The 14,263-nt window shown below is 66.6% G+C and carries 12 protein-coding genes; 2 read left to right on the forward strand and 10 right to left on the reverse strand.

Annotated elements, in window-relative coordinates; genetic code table 11:
* Positions 1-85: 85 nt before the first annotated feature.
* From AC1DT6_RS10730 to AC1DT6_RS10745, 4 genes are all read right to left on the reverse strand, one after another.
* Positions 86-988: a LysR substrate-binding domain-containing protein gene (locus AC1DT6_RS10730; protein ID WP_441625537.1), complete on the reverse strand. Its 903-nt coding sequence runs from the start codon at positions 986-988 to the stop codon at positions 86-88.
* Positions 989-1,254: 266 nt separating this feature from the next.
* Complete coding sequence (locus AC1DT6_RS10735) at positions 1,255-2,487, reverse strand: metal-dependent hydrolase family protein (protein WP_441625535.1); 1,233 nt, start codon at positions 2,485-2,487, stop codon at positions 1,255-1,257.
* A 38-nt stretch (positions 2,488-2,525) separates the two neighbouring features.
* The gene (locus tag AC1DT6_RS10740) at positions 2,526-3,848 is read right to left on the reverse strand and encodes an MFS transporter (protein WP_477114659.1); all 1,323 of its coding nucleotides are present in this window, start codon (positions 3,846-3,848) and stop codon (positions 2,526-2,528) included.
* A 376-nt stretch (positions 3,849-4,224) separates the two neighbouring features.
* Positions 4,225-4,677 carry a DUF2147 domain-containing protein gene (locus AC1DT6_RS10745; protein WP_441625687.1) on the reverse strand — a complete coding sequence of 151 codons (453 nt, stop codon included), beginning with the start codon at positions 4,675-4,677 and terminating at the stop codon, positions 4,225-4,227.
* Between the two features lie 1,785 nt (positions 4,678-6,462).
* Between AC1DT6_RS10745 and AC1DT6_RS10750 the strand changes: the two genes are divergently transcribed.
* On the forward strand, positions 6,463-7,041 hold the full coding sequence (locus tag AC1DT6_RS10750; protein WP_441625531.1) for a histone H1-like DNA-binding protein: 579 nt from the start codon (positions 6,463-6,465) through the stop codon (positions 7,039-7,041).
* 205 nt (positions 7,042-7,246) lie between these two features.
* The gene (locus AC1DT6_RS10755) at positions 7,247-7,564 is read left to right on the forward strand and encodes a DUF167 domain-containing protein (protein WP_441625529.1); all 318 of its coding nucleotides are present in this window, start codon (positions 7,247-7,249) and stop codon (positions 7,562-7,564) included.
* 244 nt (positions 7,565-7,808) lie between these two features.
* Here AC1DT6_RS10755 and AC1DT6_RS10760 read toward each other — a convergent pair whose 3' ends face one another.
* From AC1DT6_RS10760 to accC, 6 genes are all read right to left on the reverse strand, one after another.
* Complete coding sequence (locus AC1DT6_RS10760) at positions 7,809-8,276, reverse strand: outer membrane lipoprotein (protein ID WP_441625527.1); 468 nt, start codon at positions 8,274-8,276, stop codon at positions 7,809-7,811.
* A 21-nt stretch (positions 8,277-8,297) separates the two neighbouring features.
* Positions 8,298-9,245, reverse strand: a complete 948-nt coding sequence (locus AC1DT6_RS10765; protein ID WP_477102591.1) for a carbohydrate kinase family protein — start codon at positions 9,243-9,245, stop codon at positions 8,298-8,300.
* Positions 9,246-9,359: 114 nt separating this feature from the next.
* The gene (tpx, locus tag AC1DT6_RS10770) at positions 9,360-9,860 is read right to left on the reverse strand and encodes a thiol peroxidase (RefSeq protein WP_035875481.1); all 501 of its coding nucleotides are present in this window, start codon (positions 9,858-9,860) and stop codon (positions 9,360-9,362) included.
* A 71-nt stretch (positions 9,861-9,931) separates the two neighbouring features.
* Positions 9,932-11,782 carry a DUF3426 domain-containing protein gene (locus AC1DT6_RS10775; RefSeq protein WP_477102592.1) on the reverse strand — a complete coding sequence of 617 codons (1,851 nt, stop codon included), beginning with the start codon at positions 11,780-11,782 and terminating at the stop codon, positions 9,932-9,934.
* Positions 11,783-11,791: 9 nt separating this feature from the next.
* Entirely contained in the window at positions 11,792-12,706 is a 915-nt protein-coding gene (gene prmA / locus AC1DT6_RS10780; protein WP_276291423.1) for a 50S ribosomal protein L11 methyltransferase, read from the reverse strand.
* A 43-nt stretch (positions 12,707-12,749) separates the two neighbouring features.
* Positions 12,750-14,117, reverse strand: coding sequence for an acetyl-CoA carboxylase biotin carboxylase subunit (gene accC, locus AC1DT6_RS10785; RefSeq protein WP_477114660.1), 1,368 nt, complete (start codon positions 14,115-14,117; stop codon positions 12,750-12,752).
* Between the last annotated feature and the right edge of the window lie 146 nt (positions 14,118-14,263).

The raw sequence follows: 14,263 nt of genomic DNA on the forward strand, positions 1-14,263 counted from the left end.
ACCAGCGAAGCTGTCAATTCGCTGAATCTGCGCATGCGCTTCCATAAGCGCTCCACTGCCTCCTCCCGCTTGCCGGGGTTGGCGACTACTGGCCGTCCACGGTCTGTTGCGCCAGCCAGTTGCGGAACGCGCGCGCCGCCGCGGCTTCCGCGCGGTCCTGGGGCCACACCGCGTAGTAGCCGCCGCCCAGGCTTGCGCTCGCTTCGCAGGCGCGCACCAGCAGCCCCTCGTGCAGGCAGCGGTCGATCATGTGCCGCCACCCGAGGGCGATGCCCTGGCCCTCGATCGCGAGTTGCAGCAGGATGGGATATTGGTTGGCCACCAGCTTGTGTGGCGGGCGCGCATCGGCTACGCCGTTATGGGCCAGCCATGTCTGCCACGACATCCATTGGCGCTGTCCGTCTTCCAGCATCAGCAAGGTCTCGCCGGGGAGGTCGGCAGGCTTGAGCCGGCGGCCGTCCAGGTACTGCGGGGCGCAGACGGGGAACACGTCCTCGTCGTAGAGGCGGCGCGAAGCCAGTCCCGGCGGCGGGCCTTCGCGCAGGTAGTACAAGCCCACGTCGAACTCCGCAGGCGACAGCGACGCCAGGCTGTCGTTGATGAGCAGGCGCAGGTGGATGTCGGGATGCGCGGCACGGAATCGCGACAGCCTGGGCGTGAGCCATAGCACCGCCACGCCGGAGGAACAGGCCACCGTCAGCTCGCCATGGCCTTTGCGCTTCATCACCTCCTCGGTAGCTTCGGCGCATGCTGCCAGCAGCCGCTGCACTTCCTCGGCATAGGCCTGGCCGCTCACTGTCAGGCGCAGCGCGCGCGGCTCGCGGATAAACAGCTTCTTGCCCAGGAAGTGCTCGAGCTGGGCAACCTGCCGGCTGATGGCGCTTTGCGTCAGATGCAGTTCGGTGGCGGCGCGGGTGAAGCTGCCGTGGCGCATGGCGGACTCGAAGGCGACCAGGCAGGGCAGGGGAGGAAGGGGGGAGATGCGCATGGCGGCGAGTGGGAGGGTTCAGTCGCCATGATAGTGCGCGGAGGGCTTGATTCGGTGCTACAGGTTTGCTCCCCCCCGCTTGCGGGATGGGGCGGGTGCTCGTTATGCCGTCGTGCTGAAGAAAACTGTTGGCTTTGCTTCAGGTGGTTCCTAGCTAAGCCACCCCTCTCCCCAACCCTCTCCCCCGAGGGGAGAGGGCGTGACAGCCGTCGTCATTGCAGACGGTTCTGGCGCATCTTTGTCGGCTTCGTCTAGTGCCTTGGGGTTCAGCCAGGCTGGCGATGCAGTTGCCCCGCCTGCATCACCATCGTCAGGTGCTCGCCCTGGCCGCAGAGCAGCCCGATGTCCGCCAGCGGATTGCCATCCACCGCGATCAGGTCGGCCAGCGCGCCTGCTCGCACGGTGCCCAGCTCGCCTTCGCGCTGCAGGATGGCGGCCGCAATCGAAGTGGCGCTGCGGATCGCTTCCAGGTTGCCGAGCAGTTCCGCGCGGATGCGGAACTCGTCCGACTGGTCCTGGTGCATCTCGCCCAACAGGTCGGAGCCAAAGCCCATCGGTACGCCCGCTTCCGCATAGATGGCTAGCGAGTCGCGCCCGGCCTGGCGCACGGTCTCGATCTTCGCCACCGATTCCGCCGGCAGGCCCAGCCGCGCACCGTCGCGCGCAAGCGACTCGTAGGTGACAAGGGTGGGCACCACGAAGGCGCCATGCTCGCGCATCACGCGGGCGGCGGCGCGGTCGACCAGGTTGCCGTGCTCGATGGTGCGTACCCCGCAGCGCACCGCGCGCGCGATGGCGCGGCCGGTGTAGGCGTGCGCCATGACATAGGTCTGGGCCGCCTCGGCCTCGGCCACGATGGCGCGGATCTCGTCTTCGCTGTACTGCGTGTTGCCGATCGGATCGGTGGGCGAGGCCACCCCGCCGGATGCCATGATCTTGATCTGTGTGGCGCCTTTCTGGATTTCTTCGCGCACCGCCAGGCGAACCGCTTCCACGCCATCGGCCACACGGGCGATAGCGCCGGCGCGGAAAGCGCACGAGCATGGCTCCAGCACGTCGGCGCGCGGGCGGAAATCGCCGTGCCCGCCGGTCTGGGACAGCGCCTTGCCGGACGGGAAGATGCGCGGGCCGGGCACCAGGCCGGTCTCGATCGCCTGCGACAGGCCCCAGTCGGCGCCGCCGGCATCGCGCACGGTGGTGAAGCCGCGCTCCAGCATGGCCTTCATGATCGGCATGGCGCGGAACGCCACCAGCACATTGGGTTGCACCGCGTTCAGTCCGAGGTTGGCCAGCGACGCCAGCACGTGCACGTGGCAGTCGATCAGCCCGGGCATGACGGTCTTGCCGGCAAGGTCGATCACCTGCGCGGCGGGCGCGTGGATCGGCGTGGCCGACACCTCCGCGATGCGCTCGCCTTCGATCAGTACATCGTGGCGTTGCAGGAGACTGCCGCGGGCGGGGTCGAGGACGTTGCCGCCCCTGAGTAGGATCTGTTTCATACGAGATACCAGATGAACAAGATGAACAAGAGCTGGAACTAGACGGGTTGCGCGGCTTGCACTTGCACGGTTTGCAGGTAAGCGGGCTCGCGCACCAGGCGCGTGCCGGCCAGGCTGATGGCGGCGGCAAACATCACATAAAAGGCCGGCGCCATGGTGCTGCCCGTGCTGGCGATCAGCCAGGTGATGATGAAGGAAGCGAAGCCGCCGAAGATGGTGACCGCCAGGTTGTAGGCCACCGACAATCCGGTCGACAGCACCTTGGCCGGGAAGAGTTCGGAGAACGCGGCCAGGATGGGGCCGGTGTAGGTGGCGATCAGCACGCCGAACACCAGTTGGAAGACCACCAGCGAAGCCAGCCCCGGCGCCTGGTTGATATAGACGAACATCGGATAGGCCAGCACCAGGATCAGCAGCGCCGAGCCGGACAGCAGCACGCGGCGTCCGATGCGGTCCGCCAGCATGCCGACCAGCGGCGCGCATACCATGATCGCCAGGCCGCCGACCATGCCGGCAATGAAGCCGGTGGACTGCGGCACATGGAGCACTTTGACCGAGTACGTCGGCATATAGAACAGCAGCACGTAGGTGCAGACCGTCCACAGGATCACCATCGAGAAGCTGGCCGCGGTCTGGCGCGGGTAGTSGCGCAGCACTTCGGCCAGCGGCGACTCGGACTTGTCGGTGGCCTCGCGGAACGTCGGCGTCTCGTCGAGGTGATGGCGGATGTAGTAGCCCACCGGACCAATCACGATGCCGAGCAGGAAAGGCACGCGCCAGCCCCAGCTATTGAGCGATTCGGTGCTCAGCGCGGAGGTCACGAAGGTGCCGACCGCGGCGCCCAGCAGCACCGCCACGCCGATGCTCGCCTGGATCCAGCTCGAATAGTAGGCGCGACGTTCGACCGGTGCGTACTCGGTCAGGAAGGCGGTCGCGCCGCCCATCTCTCCGCCGGCGGAAAAGCCCTGCAGCAGGCGCGCCACCACGATCAGCAGCGGCGCGAAGACGCCGATCTGATCAAAGGTGGGCGCCAGGCCGATCATGGTGGTGCCCAGCGCCATCAGCAGGATGGTCAGAGACAGCGCTGCCTTGCGGCCGACGCGGTCGGCGTACACCCCGAGGATGATGCCGCCGACCGGCCGCATGAAGAATCCCACGCCAAAGGTGGCAACCGCCAGCAGGAGCGAGGACAGATCGTTGCCGGTGGGAAAGAAGAGCTTCGCGATGATGACGGCGAAGAAACTGTAGACGGTGAAATCGAACCACTCCAGACCGTTCCCGATCACGGTGGCGACGATGGCGCGGCGGCGCTGCGAGCCGCTGACGTTCGGTGGCGCTTCTGGACGGGCGCTTGCGTGCATGACTTCCTCCTGGTTGGCGGCGCCGGTGCGCGAACCGCTTCGGTACCGGGTCGGCGTGGCAGCGCCGCCCGGCGCGGTGGGGGGATGAAACGGCGCACGGCAGGTAAGGCCGATGTTAGGAGCCGCGCCGTCACCCTGAAAACGAATTCTGCGCATGTCGTCATGCGGGCAGCGCATGGCAATCGGCTGGCTGAGTGGTCGGGCGGGAAGCGAGGCGGCAGAGCCGGAGGCGGCGCGAAGGCGGATCGGCCGGGACGGGTTGCCGAAGGACGGAGAGGCAGGCGAGGCGCTGAGACGATGCAACGATGAAGGCAGGGACGGCGCAAGGACTGCGCCGTGGGTTGCCAGGCGGTGCCGGTACCGCCTGGCACGCAGGCTAGCGTTCGCGTTCCCAGGTCTGGGTGCGTCCCAGCAGGCTGATGCCGATGAAGCCGCGCACCTTGAGCTTGTTGCCGTCGTCCGCCAGCGACATCTTGGTCTTGTAGAGCTTGCCGCTTTCCGGATCGAGGATCTCGCCGCCACTCCACTCGTTGTCGCCGGTCTTGCGCAAGCCCGTGATGATGGTCATGCCCATGATGGGCTGGTCGCGGCGCGAGTCGGTGCACTTGTCGCATACCTTGGGCTTGCCGTCGCTCTTGCCGTCACTCTCGCCGAAGCTCTTGACGAGCTTGCCGCTGTAGACGCCGTTATGCTCGCTGATCTCCACCAGGCCGCGTGGCTTGCCGGTGGCGTCGTCGATGGTCTTCCATGAACCAGCCGGGGTGGCCTGGGCCAGCGCCGCGGCGCTACCCAGCAGCGCACCGGCGAGCACGGTGACGCGTGCCGCCATGACGGCGGCGCGTGCGACGGAGCGGGGGGCAGTAAAGTGCATCGGGATCTCCTGTTTGGGTTGGGGCGCGCCATGACTGCGTGCCGTGGCGCTACCAGGATCGTCACCGGCCGGATTCGGCGAGCCTGGCGGCGCGGGTACGCCAATCTACTGGTGATAGGCTCGCGCCGCAATCTCCCGGCCGTGTTTGCGTACGCATCAAAGCGAGCTGGTCGCTCGCCGGAAACCGGCGTGGTTGCTGGTTGCTGGCGTATTCTGTCATGCAGCAAAATTGTCTGCCGGCGGCACTTGAAGCAATCCTCTAGGCGGCATGTTCCGTGCGGCGCCGCCATGCCTGCGGCACCTGTCCGGCCACGCATCGTAGTCGCCATCGCGGAGTCTCGCTTTGCTTTGCGCGACGAGTGCGCGCATCGCATTGAACGCCTGGCGAACCTCTTCATCACGCACTGCGCGTTCGGCCTGGTAGAGAGTGCCCGACTCCGCGCGACACTACATGCAGGGTCCGGGATGCCTCGTCGGTGAACAGGTCGATGCTGTCGATTGCGGATGCCGGCCGATGGAGGGCACGCAGTCGTCTCGCGTGCATCGATGGAGCCGCGCGATGCATGCAAGACGCTGTGTCCGAACCTCGCTTGCGTGCGTGTGTCGCAATGACGATTCTCAGACCGTTGCGTCGGCGCATCACTGTTCAAGCAGCACGCGAGCGTGCGAGCCGGACTTCGATGCGCGCATCGTCCGCGCATCGCGCCGTGTCTTCCATGCACGGCTGCACGAAGGCCCGGTAGCTGCATGCGCGGCGCTAGTTCGTACTCGCGCGAAGTGTGAGAGGACGATGCCGCGACGCGTGCGCGCAGTTATCTGTCGGGCATTCTTGGTTTCCCGAAAAGCCTTTGTTCATGCGGGTTTCCGGCGTTCGTGAAACGTCGTGAAGCGCGCCGTCGCCGCGCGTCGAGTGCGTACCGGCAGCGATGCTCGCGTGAATAAAACGGAGCGCGCCGGCGATGGTTTTTCATTCGCTCGACGCGGCATCAGCGATGCGTCGATCGTGTGCGCGAGGAGCGATGCGCATTCGCGTCCGACGCGGTGAGAGCGTGTCGCGCGCATGCAAAGACGAGGCGAGCGGAGCGCGGCGATGAAGACGATGAAGTTGTCATGCTCGCGCGCAAGTTTTTTTGCACTTTTTTCTTAACATCGCGCAACAAACGAATTATGATTCGCCTTGACAAGAGTCTCACTTCATTGCATGGCTGCGAGGCAGGCAAGGCAGCAGATGGAACGATGATGTTGGACGTGATGCCGATCGACGAGCGCCACCCACTTCGATGCAATGGAACAGGTAGCTCAGGAGCACTAGAACTTTGACGCAGACCAAGCCGTACTGGTTTACTAAAACGCGTGCAGTCTCCTTTGGCCCAGTAACGGGATGGGCGAACTACCCCCAAACGAATGCCGTACGTGGTGCGCGTGGCTTTGCCCGCATCATGGAAATGCCGGCCGATATCTCTTCTTTTCATGCCGCGTGCCGATCCGGCGGATGGCGCGGGCAGATCGAATATTCCAGGGCGCGGCAAGCGTCAGAAGCCCGGCTGCGGGCTCCGCTTGGCCACTATCGCACCGCTCGCCGCGGTGCCCCTGACACCGAATTCATTAGCGTGGGGTCGCAATGTTTCCGTGCGCCGATGAATCGCTCGCTCGATTGGGGTCGCATCGCGGTAACGCGCCTCGGGTCGGTCGGGTCGCCAACTTAGGTCATTCGATATTCACTCTCTAGTGAAGGAGTTATCCATGGCAACGACTGCAAAGAAGAAACCGGCGGCTAAGAAGGCCGCCAAGCCGGCCGCCAAGAAGGCAGCCGCCCCGGCCAAGAAGGCCGCTGTGAAGAAGGTCGCCGCCAAGAAGGTAGTGGCGAAGAAGGCTGCGCCGGCCAAGAAGGCTGCAGCACCGGCCAAGAAGGCCGCCGCCAAGAAGGTCGTAGCGAAGAAGGCAGCGCCGGCCAAGAAGGCAGCGCCGGCCAAGAAGGCCGCCGCCAAGAAGGTCGTAGCGAAGAAGGCCGCACCGGCCAAGAAAGTTGCAGCCAAGAAGGTTGTCGCCAAGAAGGCCGCACCGGCCAAGAAGGTAGCCGCCAAGAAGGCCGCACCGGCCAAGAAGGCAGCTGCACCGGCCAAGAAGGCTGCTGCTGCCAAGAAGGCCGCACCGGCCAAGAAGGCTGCTGCCAAGAAGGCTCCGGCCAAGAAGGCTGCCGCCAAGAAGGCTGCGCCGGCTTCGAAGCCTGCCGCTGCGCCTGCTGTCGCACCCGCTACGGCTGCCAAGACCGCGCTGAACCCGGCTGCGGCATGGCCCTTCCCGACGGGCACCCGTCCGTAAGCGTGCCGGCAACGGCCAGCGCTGGGAATTGCCAGGGCACGCATCGCGTGTCGCACTGACCGGATACTGCGTATCCGGTCCGCAAGACGTCAGTCTTGCCAACCCGCCGATGGTGAAAGCCCGGCGGGTTTTTTCATGCGCGCCCGGGCACCGGATCACCCTGGCGATTGCGCATTTGAACATCCGGAAAGCAGGAGAGGCGTAGATGGCCGCATGGTGCCGCCAGGGCAAGGGCTCCGGGCAAGATGAGATCGTGGTGACGGTGCATGTGCAGCCCGGCGCCAGGACGACCGCGGCCGCGGGCGAGTATGACGGTGTGCTGAAGATCAGGTTGGCGGCACCGCCCGTGGACGGCAAGGCCAACGAAGCCCTGTGCCAGTGGCTGGCCGCGTCGCTGGGCCTGCCGCGCCGTTCGGTCACGCTGAAGAGCGGTCAGGCCTCACGACGCAAGACCCTGGTGCTGGCCGCGGCGGGGCGGGATCCCGACGAAGTGGCCGCGACGTTGCTGGCGACAGGAAGCTGAGTGCATCCGGACGGCCAGGCCGTCGGCCTGCTTCCACAGGCGAGGCTCGGGCGGGCGCGGATCGCGGCAAGAAAAAAGCGCTGCCTCCGTAGAGGAGGCAGCGCTTTGGCAGGTCAGGGTCGGGGTTGCGGCCCGAGGTCGCCTTAAACTGTCGCAGGCGCCGTTGGGCGGCCTTCTCGTACCCGTGTAGCGCCAGCCCCCGCTGCAGCGGACAGGCGCGCTGCGCGCGGCCCGGGTGCCGTGCTCAGTGCGTAACGCGGGTCGTGCCGCCGGAAGACAGCAGGCGCACGCGTTCGCCCGGGCGGAAGGCTTCGTCGGCGTCCTGGACAATGGCGCGCATCTCGCCGTTGTCCAGTCGCACGGTGATCTCCAGGCCACGGCGCTGGTTGATCTTGTTCTCCGCCATGCTGCCGGCGATACCGCCGAGCACCGCGCCCAGCACGCCCGCGGCTACCGAGCCGCCGCCGCTGCCGATGGTGCTGCCGGCGGCGATGCCGCCGATGGCACCGCCGGCGATGGTGCCGGCGCCCGTCTGGTTACCCTGGATCAGCACCTCGCGCACGGTGTCGACCACGCCGTAGCGCAAGGTCTGCTCGCGCTGAGCCTGGCCCGGCGTATAGATGCTGGCGGAGTTCGACTGCGAAGCGCAGCCGGCCACCAGGGTGGCGGCTGCAGCGAGCGCGATGGCGCTGGTGCGAAGCAGGGTATGCATGGGATCCATCCCGTAAAGGTGTTACTCGTAGCGATAACCAAAAGCCGACTGGAAGCGTTCACCGATTTCGTCGCGCGACGGTTTGTGGTTCTGCGGACCCTGGTGCGCGATCTTGATGGAACCCATCAGGCTGGCAAGGCGGCCTGTTGTTTCCCAGTCGAAGCCCCGTTCGATGCCGTAAAGCAGGCCGCCGCGGAACGCATCCCCGCAGCCCGTGGGATCGATGACCCGATCCGCTTTTACGGAAGCGATATTGTACTTCTGCTTGTTGGCGAAGACGCTCGCGCCCTGCTCACCGTGGGTCACGATGAAGGCCTGGACTTGCGCGGCAACTTCCTCGCTGGTCCAGCCGGTACGCGACAACAGAACTTGCGCTTCGTAGTCATTGACCGTCACGTAGCTGGCGAGTTCAACGAACTGGCGGAGGTCGTCGCCGTTGAACAGCGGCATGGCCTGGCCCAGGTCGAAGATGAAGGGCACGCCGGCCTCGGCGAACTGACGGGCGTGGTGCAGCATGCCTTCGCGGCTGTCCGGAGCGACGATGCCCAGGGTAGGCGCGTTGCTGCCGCCGAGCGCATCCTGCACCTGCGAGAGCTGCGACTGGTTCATCGCGCCCGGGTGAAACGCCGTGATCTGGTTGTTGTCCAGGTCGGTGGTGATCATGGCCTGCGCCGTATAGGTATCGGGCAGGGTACGGATGTGCTCGGTGCTGATGTCGAGCGCGCGCAGGTACTGCAGGTAAGGCTCGGCGTCGGCGCCCACGGTGGCCATGACCACGGGCTCGCCGCCCAGCAGCTTCAGCGAGTAGGCGATATTGCCTGCGCAGCCGCCGAACTCGCGGCGCATGGACGGGACCAGGAAGGACACGTTCAGCATGTGGATCTGGTCGGGCAGGATATGTTCGCGGAAATGCCCCTCGAACGTCATGATGGTGTCGTAGGCGACGGAGCCACAGATCAGGCTGGACATGCTCTCTCCAATTCTTGCAGTGCTTGCTATGGGGCGCCCGCTCGTGGCGGTGCCCACTGAATGTAAAAACGGCCACCCGGTCATCCGGGTGGCCGCGCCTGGCTGGTGGCGCGCTTACTTCAGCGCGGCCAGTGCGGCGTCGTAGTTCGGCTCGTTCTTGATTTCCGAGACCAGTTCGCTGTACTTCACGTTGTCGTTTTCATCGAGCACCACCACGGCGCGCGCTGTCACGCCGGCGAGCGGGCCAGTCTTGACGTCCACGCCGTAGTTACCCTTGAAATCGGCGCCGCGCATCAGCGACAGCGGCACCACGTTGGCCAGGCCTTCAGCGGTGCAGAAGCGGCCCATGGCGAAGGGCAGGTCGGCCGAGATAGTCAGCACCACGGTGTTGGCGAGGCCGCTGGCGGCTTCGTTGAACTTGCGCGCGGAGGCCTGGCACACCGGGGTGTCCAGGCTGGGGACGATATTGAGCACCTTGCGCTTGCCGGCGAAGTCGCCCAGCGTGACGTCCTTCAGGTCCTTGCCGACCAGCGAGAACGCGGGGGCCTTGTCGCCTGCTTGCGGAAATTTGCCGCCGACTTCGATGGCGTTGCCGCCGAGGGTGACGTTGCTCATATGTGCTCCTGTGTGAAATGCGGGCCCGTGATTCGGGGGCGCCCGGGATGAGCGGCGGGCCCGTGTGGAATTCAGGGGTAGAAGATCAGCACGCGGTAGTTCGCCGCCGCCTGCTGCGAACGGAATCGTACCCGAACCGGAAGCTCCGTGCCTGCGCGCAGGCCGTGCGTGGCAAAGGCCTGCTGTCCGGCGTCGAGATAATCGGCCGGCTGCAGTACCTTGCGCAACAGCAACTGGTCCTGCAGGTCGGTCATGACCAGCTCGATGGCCGGCAGTGCCACGGTCGCCCGGCCCTGGTTGCGCAAGGTGACGGCAAGCAGGTATGCGTCGGAGTCCTCGTCCTGCTTTTGCAGCAGCGAGCTTTCGATGCGCAGGGCGTCGATGTCGCGCCACGGCGCCACCTCGCATCCCAGCGGTGCGCAGACCGCCTCGAAGGCCGGGCGCAGCATCGGGAAGCGCCCCGACAGCTGGCTGCGCGCCAGATAGGTTACTTGCACCAGTCCTGCCAGCACCAGCAAGGCGATCGCCAGGCGTTGCAGCGTGCGCTTGCGCCGGGCCGGGCCCGGCCCGCGCTCGCGTGCGTGCCGCAGGAAGTCCGGCGCGAAGGCCGGCGCCGCGGCCTCCTCGCTCGCCGCCCGCAGGCGCGACGCCTGTTCGCGCGCCACGGGCTCGGGAATCTCGGGAAAGTCGCTTTGCGCTTCGGCGCGCAGGTAGCCGCTCGCGCTCGGGACCGCCGCGGCGTCGGCTTCGGCGCGGGCACTGGCGGGGGCGTGGCCGGCGGTGGCTACGTCGTTCACCGCATCGCTGGCTTGCGCCGTGTCCGCGGTATCGGCGATGTCCGCGGCATGCGTTGCATCGTTGTCGCCGGCCGCTAGTGGCGGCAGTTGCGCCGCATGTCCATGGGCGGCCTGCGCTTCACGTTCCGCATCGTCGTCCAGGGCGGTGGCCCCGGCGATGGCCTGGGGCGCGGCCTGCGGTGGCAGGTCGTCGGCCAGCGTCCCGGGGTCCAGTTGTGGCCAGGGGGTGGCTTGCGGCGTGGCGGCGGGTGTGTCGCCCGCTGCCGGGACGCCGGCTTCGTGCCAGGCGTCGGCGGCGGCACCGGCTATGTCGGCTACGCTGGCTGTATGCGTTGCATCGGATGCTTCGGTTGCATCGGCTAACTCGGTTGCCTGGGTTGGTTCGACTGCTTCAGTTGCGCCAGATGCTTCGATTGCCTGGTCCGTGGCGGAAACGTCAGCCTCCTCGCCATCGACAATGCCGGGCACGAACACGGCGGAAGCCGCTTCCTCGGCCTCCACGGCGCCTGTTTCCGGCTCCGCCTGCAGGTTGACGGCGTGCGCAGCCTCATCGGCTTCCGCTTGCGTCTGGTACAGCATCACGGTGGGCGCGTCGAGCGCCGGCACGTCGTAACCGGGATCGAAGCCGGGATCGAAAGGAGGGATGTAGGGGCGGTCCTCACCGGATTCGGCAGCCTCGTCATGCGGCGCTTCCTGGGGCGCGGCGAGGGCCTCGGCAGCATGCGGGCCAGGCGCGTCAGGTGCTGCCGTTTCAGGGGGCGCCTCGGCATGGTGCCGTTTGCGTGGGGTTCGCGGCGCGCGCCCGTGTGCCGTGTCGTGAGCACCCTCGATCGCTTCTTCGTGGGACTTCTCGTGCGGCGTGCGCGGCGAGCGGCGGTGGGGCTTTTCCGGGGCCGTCTCCTGCGGCGGCGCTGGGGCAGCCACGCTTGCGGCAGCCTCGGCGGCGACCGCGGCCTCGCTGGCCGGTTCGGGCGCCGGCAGTTCGATCAGGTGTTCACGCGCGTCGAAAACGGTGTCGCACTGGCCGCAGCGGACCAGGCCCTGCCGCAGCCGCAACTGATCGGCAACCAGCCGGAACGCCGTGCGGCAGGCCGGGCAACGCGTGACGAGCTTGGCTGCGGCCATTKGCGGGGCTCAGGGCTGGACGCCGGGGCCTTCACCGCGGGTGCCGTGCAGGCACACCCAGCCTTCCTCGCTGCGCCAGACTGACATGGGCAGCCAGGGCGCGTAGGCAGCGGCGACTTCCTCCGCCTGCCGCTCCAGCACGCCCGACAGCACCAGTCGGCCGCCGGGACGCACGCGGGCGCTCAGCATGGCCGCCATCAGCTTGAGCGGATTGGAGAGGATATTGGCGACGACGAGGTCGTAGCTGGCCTCGGAAACGGTTTCCGGCAGCGCGAAAGTGGCTTCCACGCGATTGCGCTCAGCGTTGTACCGCGAGGCTTCCACCGCGTTGGGGTCGATATCGATGCCGAGCGTGTCGCCCGCGCCGAGCTTGCGCGCCACGATGGCGAGGATGCCCGAGCCGCAACCGTAGTCGAGCACGGTTTCACCCGCCTTGATGTTCTGTTCCAGCCACTGCATGCACAGCCGCGTGGTGGGATGGCTGCCGGTACCGAAGGCGAGGCCGGGATCGAGTTCCAGCACCACCGCGTCGGGTTCGGGCGCTTCGTGCCACGACGGCACCACCCAGATGCGCTCGCCGATGCGGATAGGCTCGAACTGGGATTGCGTCAGGCGCACCCAGTCCTGGTCCTCGACCGGCCGCAACTGGTACGGCGGCACCGGGTCGATACCCAGCGCATTGGCAGCAGCGGCCACCACCAGCACGGGATCGGTGCTGTCGTCGAACAGCGCCACCACGCGCGAGCGGTTCCATGCCAGGCGAGTCGGCTCCATGCCGGGCTCGCCGAACAGCGGCTGCTCGTCGGGCGTGTCGGCATCGGCGTCTTCCACCGATACCGACAGCGCGCCGAGGTCGAACAGTGCGTCAGACCAGGCTTCTGCCTGGTCTTGTGCGATTTCGATCACACATTCCTGAAATGCCACAGGCGATCCTTGTCGATCCGTTAATGCTGGCCGCGCCGGGGCTTCAGATCTTGCCGCCCTTGGCCACGTTCTTCTGGGCCAGGCGGTGTTCGAGATAGTGAATGCTGGTGCCGCCTTCGACGAAGTTGGCATCGAGCATCAGCTCGCGGTGCAGCGGTACGTTGGTCTGGATGCCGTCCACCACCATTTCCGACAGCGCGATCCGCATGCGGGCAATGGCCTGCTCGCGGGTAGCGCCGTAGGTGATGATCTTGCCAATCATCGAATCGTAGTTGGGCGGCACAAAGTAGCCATCATACGCGTGCGAGTCGACCCGCACGCCGGGACCGCCGGGCATGTGCCAGGCGGTGATGCGGCCGGGCGACGGGGTGAACTTGAACGGATCCTCGGCATTGATGCGGCATTCGATGGAGTGGCCGCGCAGTTGCACGTCCTTCTGGCGCCAGCGCAGCTTCTCGCCAAAGGCGATGCGGATCTGCTCCTGCACGATGTCGATGCCGGTGATCATCTCGGTGACGGGGTGCTCCACCTGCACGCGCGTGTTCATCTCGATGAAGTAGAACTCGTTGTTCTCRTACAGGAACTCGAAGGTGCCGGCGCCACGGTAGCCGATCTTCTTGCAGGCCTCGGCGCAGCGGTCGCCGATACGCTCGATCAGGCGGCGCGGGATATGCGGCGCGGGCGCTTCCTCGATCACCTTCTGGTGGCGGCGCTGCATCGAGCAGTCGCGCTCGCCCAGCCAGATCGCCTGGCGATGCTGGTCGGCCAGGATCTGGATTTCGACGTGCCGGGGGTTCTCCAGGAATTTCTCCATGTAGACCTCCGGGTTGCCGAAGGCACGGCCGGCTTCCTCGCGCGTCATGTTGACCGCGTTGACCAGGGCCGCTTCAGTGTGCACCACGCGCATGCCGCGGCCACCGCCGCCGCCCGCCGCCTTGATGATGACCGGGTAGCCGACGGCGCGCGCGATCGCCAGGATTTCCTTGGGATCGTCGGGCAGGGCGCCTTCGGAGCCCGGCACGCACGGCACGCCGGACTTGATCATGGCKTGCTTGGCCGAKACCTTGTCGCCCATCAGGCGGATGCTTTCCGAGGTCGGGCCGATAAAGACGAAGCCGGATTTTTCCACGCGTTCGGCGAAGTCGGCGTTTTCCGACAGGAAGCCGTAGCCTGGGTGGATGGCTTGCGAGTCGGTCACCTCGGCGGCCGAGATGATGGCCGGCATATTGAGGTAGGACAGCGGCGAAGGCGCCGGGCCGATACAGACGGCTTCGTCGGCCAGCTTGACGTATTTGGCTTCCTTGTCGGCTTCCGAATACACCACTACGGTCTTGATGCCAAGCTCGCGGCAGGCGCGCTGGATGCGAAGGGCGATTTCACCGCGATTCGCGATCAGAATTTTTTCAAACATAGTCACTCTCTGCGAGGAGAAAGGCGGTCCCACCGCGGCGGATCATGGCGCCCCCGGCGCGGTGGCCGGAGTGCGGGCGGGGGAGCTGGCACCGGGGCGAGGCCCGTGCGGCACGTCCGGTTCGCCTGCGCCGGCGCGGTCGGCCG

The organism is Cupriavidus sp. 01L45, assembly GCF_056399885.1.